Origin of the sequence: Azospirillum sp. B4 (assembly GCF_000333275.1) — a bacterium.
In the GTDB taxonomy this organism is placed as follows: Bacteria; Pseudomonadota; Alphaproteobacteria; order Azospirillales; family Azospirillaceae; genus Nitrospirillum.
Window position 1 is genome coordinate 1 of the sequence record NZ_BACU01000435.1, and the last position, 4,016, is coordinate 4,016.

Sequence of the window (4,016 nt, forward strand, 5' to 3'; positions counted from 1 at the left end):
ATTGTCCACGGTGATGAACCGGGACGGCGCCTGCGCGTACCGTGCCACCGCGGCCCCACGGTCGGTGGCCAGCCAGCCCAGCCTGGCCGGAACGAACCACGCGATGAACAACGCCAGCGGCACCCCGACGCACACGCCGGCCACCACCCCAATCCTGCCAAATCTCACGTCGCCCTGTCCTTTTGTCTCTCACGATAACTTATTGTGGTCGCAAGGCTATTTCTTATTTTCACACACGGTGCCGAATGGCGGGTCACTGGTCCCGCTTGAGGTACGCATCGACAAGATCGGCCACACGCTCAGGCACCTCCTGCGCGGGGAAGTGGCCGGCGGTGTCCAGCCAGACCACCGACCGGCTTTCAGCACCAGCCAGATAGTCGTAGAGGGCGGCTTCCGCCGGGGGCGTCAGCACGGGATCGCGCCGGCCCCACAGGATCAGGACCGGCGCCTTCACGGCGCTCAGGTGGTCCATGGTCAGCTGCTTGTTGGCGGTCAGCGCATACAGGGCATAGGGGTTGGGCTCGGGTGCCCGCAGGCCGGTGGTGTAGGAATATTCCACCATTTCCCGCGTCAGGCGCTTGGGCTCACCCCACAGGTAGGACATGTAAACCTGCCAGTACTGCAGGTCGCGGTAGCCGATCTTCTTGGCGCGGGCGATTTCCACATCCAGCGCCGGCGTGGTCTGGATCTTGGCCTCGGCCACGGAATCCGCCGGGGTGTTGGCCAGGATCAGGGCGGTCACCCGCTGGGGATAGGTGCCGGCGAAGTAGTAGGCCAGCGTGCCGCCGCTGGAGGTGCCGAACACGGCGGCCTTGTCCACGCCCACCTTGTCCAGCAGCCGCGCGACCAGCGCCTCGGGCGTGCCGACAGTGCGGGCCGCGTCCTCGCTGACCGGTCCCGACAGGCCCCCCGGCGGCTGATCGAAACGGATGATGCGATAGTGGTCCTTCAGCCGCGCCACCACGCCATCCCAGGCGTTGAGCGTGCCGTTAGAACCATGCAGCAACAGCAGCGCGGGGCCCTTGCCTTCGTCCCGGTAGCGCACCTCGACACCGCCCAGGTCGGCGTAGTGGTCGCCCGGCGCGCCCAGCCGCTGGCGCAACTCCGCCAGGGACAGTCGTTGCGGCGGCGTCGCCTCCGCCGCGTGGCTGGGGGTGCCCAGCCATGCCGCCACCAGCAGCAGGGCTGCGCCCGCCATCGCCTTGATTCTCTTCGCCATCGCCGTCATGCCCTACCGGAGGTGACGAACCAGGAGCGGAAGACCCCCTCCGATGCCTCGCCGAATTTCCGGGGCGCTGTGCGGCCATTGAAGGCGGTGGCCTGGTAACCCACGCGAATGTCGGCGAAGCCGGCGGCGCGCATCAGCTGGCCATAGTCGGCGGTCAGGGCGCCGCGCCAGTTGGGTTCATTGTTGAACTGGGCCTCCAGCTCCGACGACAGCTCCTGCCACAGGTCGCCCAGGGTGTGCAACAACGGCACCTCCAGATGGATGGCGATCCCGCCCGGCCGCAACAGACGGCGGCTTTCCGCCAGGATGTTGACGGCCGCCTCCGGTGAGGTTTCGTGCAGGACGACGCAGCTGTAGACGACGTCGAAGGAGGCGTCGGGGAAGGAGGTCCGTTCCGCGCTTTGCTGGGAGAAGTGCACGGCGGCGCCCAGGTGTTCGGCCCGCGCGTGGGCATAGCGCAGCATGGAGGCGCCGACGTCGATGCCGTGCACCTCCGCCTCGGGGAAGCAGACCGCCGCCGGCACCGTGCTGGTGCCGATGCCGCAGCCCATGTCCAGGATGCGGGCGGGGCGGATGTCGGGCGCAACCGTCAGCAGGTGGGCCATGGCTGTATGGCCGCGCAGGTCGTTCAGCATGCCGCCGTTGCGGCCCAGCATGTAGACCGCGCCGCCCCGGTCCATCACCGCGCCCTGCAGAACGGAACCATCATCGTGCGCGTTGCCGCCCGGCATCAGATGGATGTCGCCGCGGGTGATGTAGTCGGGCGCCGCGAAGTCCGCATCCAGCGTTACGGTGCCCTTGGGCGCGTCCACCGCGGCCAGGGCCTCCAGCTGATCGGCCTGCCGCTCCACGCAGTCCTCCACCGCGGCCCACAGCTGGCGCTGGGATTCACGCTTCAGGCTGAGCCAGGTCGTGAAGCTTTCGAAGGACTGCATGCGGTGGCGCAGGTCGTCCACCGGGCTGTTGCTGCCGCTGGCCGCGACCTCAGGCACGATCTGCGCGGCGATCTTCTGCTGCGCCGGTTCGAGCGTCTGGCCGACGAACAGCTTCAGGTCGCGGACGAAGAGCTGTTCCACCAGCTCGTCATGCGTGGGGACCGCGATCATGGGATGCGCCAGGGCGGCGCGGGATTCAGCGATGCCGCTCATACCTGGATCTCCGTGGCGACGGTTGGACGGGAAGCGGCGGCCAGGTCGGCCAACGCCGCCTCCTGCAGGGGACGGAACACCTTGTTAAGGGTGTGCTGGCGCATGCCATCGCGTTCCGCCTGAGCCGCCTCATCTGGTGAGAAGGTGTCGATGGCGCCGGGCGCAAGGACCTTGGCGGCCACGAGCAGGCGTTCACACGTGTCCAGCCGTGCGCGCAGGACGGTCACCTCCGACGCCAACGATACGATCATCGCCAGCGTCTGCTCATCAAGACTGCTTCGGCCCGGAATGGGGTCGAGCCGGTTGGGTGTGCGCGGAAGCCTGCTTTTCACGTGAACCTCACCATATTATTGGTGGCCTGCCTTCCACCCCGATATGGGGGGGTGCGCCACTGCTTGGTCAAATGGTGCCAGATGACGCGTTGATTTTGTCGTATACGGCTACGCCCGGCGTCGCGTTCCAACGGTTTGTCCACCAGATGGATAGGGGCGCGGCAGCCGTCCCGTTATCGTCCAGTTATCGCCTAGTCCTCTTCCAGCCGTTCGCCATTCAGGCCCCATCATTGAAATGAAGTACCCCTGTGGTGCTTGTCCCTGTCCATTTCCACCTAATGGACAGCCGCGCAGGTTTTCTTGCGGTACTAGCCAAGACCGGCAATCGTTCAGCGCCAGAATTCAGATGCTTTAGATCATTCCTTGGGAAGAAGGAATGAAATGAGCATTTTTGTCTGAATTTCTGACATCAGCAGAACAAAAGTCCAGGGAAGCCAAAAGTCCATAATAAATTATGGGCAAAAATGCGGGAGATAAGCATGAGTGCTTTTAACATAAAGAAAAAACAGGGGGCCTATCGACTTTCCTTGGTCGCGACCATTGGTATCATGGTCGCCGCCACGTCGGCCATGGCGGCCGACGCGCCCAGCGGCAAGGACAAGAAGGAAGAGTCGAACGAGTTGGAGGAGATCGTGGTCACCGCGCGCAAGCGCGAGGAAGACATTCTGAAGACCCCGGTGTCCGTCGCCGCCATAACCGGCGCCGAGATTGATCAGAAAGGCATCGTCTCGATCAACAATCTCGCGGATCAGACCGCTGGCCTGAACATCAACAACAACAGCTCCGGCCGCTCCGACCGGTCCTTCCAGCAGATCATCCTGCGCGGCTTCACGCCCGCCACGACCGATTCAACCCCGGTGGCCACCTTCATCGATGGCGTGCCCGTCTCTTCCCCCACCGCGGTGATGAGCGTGTCCAATCCGGAACGTGTTGAGCTGCTGCGCGGGCCCCAGTCGGCTTATTTCGGGCGCAACGCCTTCGCCGGCGCGCTGAACGTGGTGAACAAGCAGCCAGGCAACGACTACGGCGGCAGCGTCACCGCCATGGTCGGCACCCACAACAATCGCCGTCTGCAGGCGGAGGTCGACGGGCCGATCGTCGACAACAAGGTCGGCTTCCGCATTGGCGCGGACCACTACTCCAAGGATGGTTCCTATAAGAACGCGGCTGATCCCAGCCAGACCCTGGGCGACCAGTCCTCCCACAGCGGCAACGCCTTGTTGACCGTGAAGCCGACGGAGAACCTGTCGATCAAGCGTTCGGCCTGATCTCACACGATGATGACGGTCCGGGCCGCATGGCCTGCTG

The 4,016-nt window shown here is 64.8% G+C and carries 4 protein-coding genes; 1 reads left to right on the plus strand and 3 read right to left on the minus strand.

Going from position 1 to position 4,016, the window contains the following annotated elements; all coding sequences use genetic code 11:
- Window positions 1-253 precede the first annotated feature (253 nt).
- Genes I55_RS19050 through I55_RS19060 form a run of 3 tightly spaced genes read right to left on the minus strand, consistent with a single transcriptional unit; the run spans window position 254 to window position 2,627 of the window.
- Complete coding sequence (locus I55_RS19050) at window positions 254-1,219, minus strand: alpha/beta fold hydrolase (RefSeq protein WP_159107239.1); 966 nt, start codon at window positions 1,217-1,219, stop codon at window positions 254-256.
- A gap of 5 nt (window positions 1,220-1,224) precedes the next feature.
- Window positions 1,225-2,376 carry a class I SAM-dependent methyltransferase gene (locus tag I55_RS19055; protein WP_044562165.1) on the minus strand — a complete coding sequence of 384 codons (1,152 nt, stop codon included), beginning with the start codon at window positions 2,374-2,376 and terminating at the stop codon, window positions 1,225-1,227.
- Window positions 2,373-2,627 carry a hypothetical protein gene (locus I55_RS19060; RefSeq protein WP_049974277.1) on the minus strand — a complete coding sequence of 85 codons (255 nt, stop codon included), beginning with the start codon at window positions 2,625-2,627 and terminating at the stop codon, window positions 2,373-2,375. The genes I55_RS19055 and I55_RS19060 overlap by 4 nt, the downstream gene beginning before the upstream one ends.
- Window positions 2,628-3,235: 608 nt before the next feature.
- Between I55_RS19060 and I55_RS19065 the strand changes: the two genes are divergently transcribed.
- A complete protein-coding gene (locus tag I55_RS19065; protein WP_044562166.1) occupies window positions 3,236-3,976 on the plus strand; it encodes a TonB-dependent receptor in 741 nt (246 codons plus the stop codon).
- The last annotated feature ends 40 nt before the right edge of the window (window positions 3,977-4,016 follow it).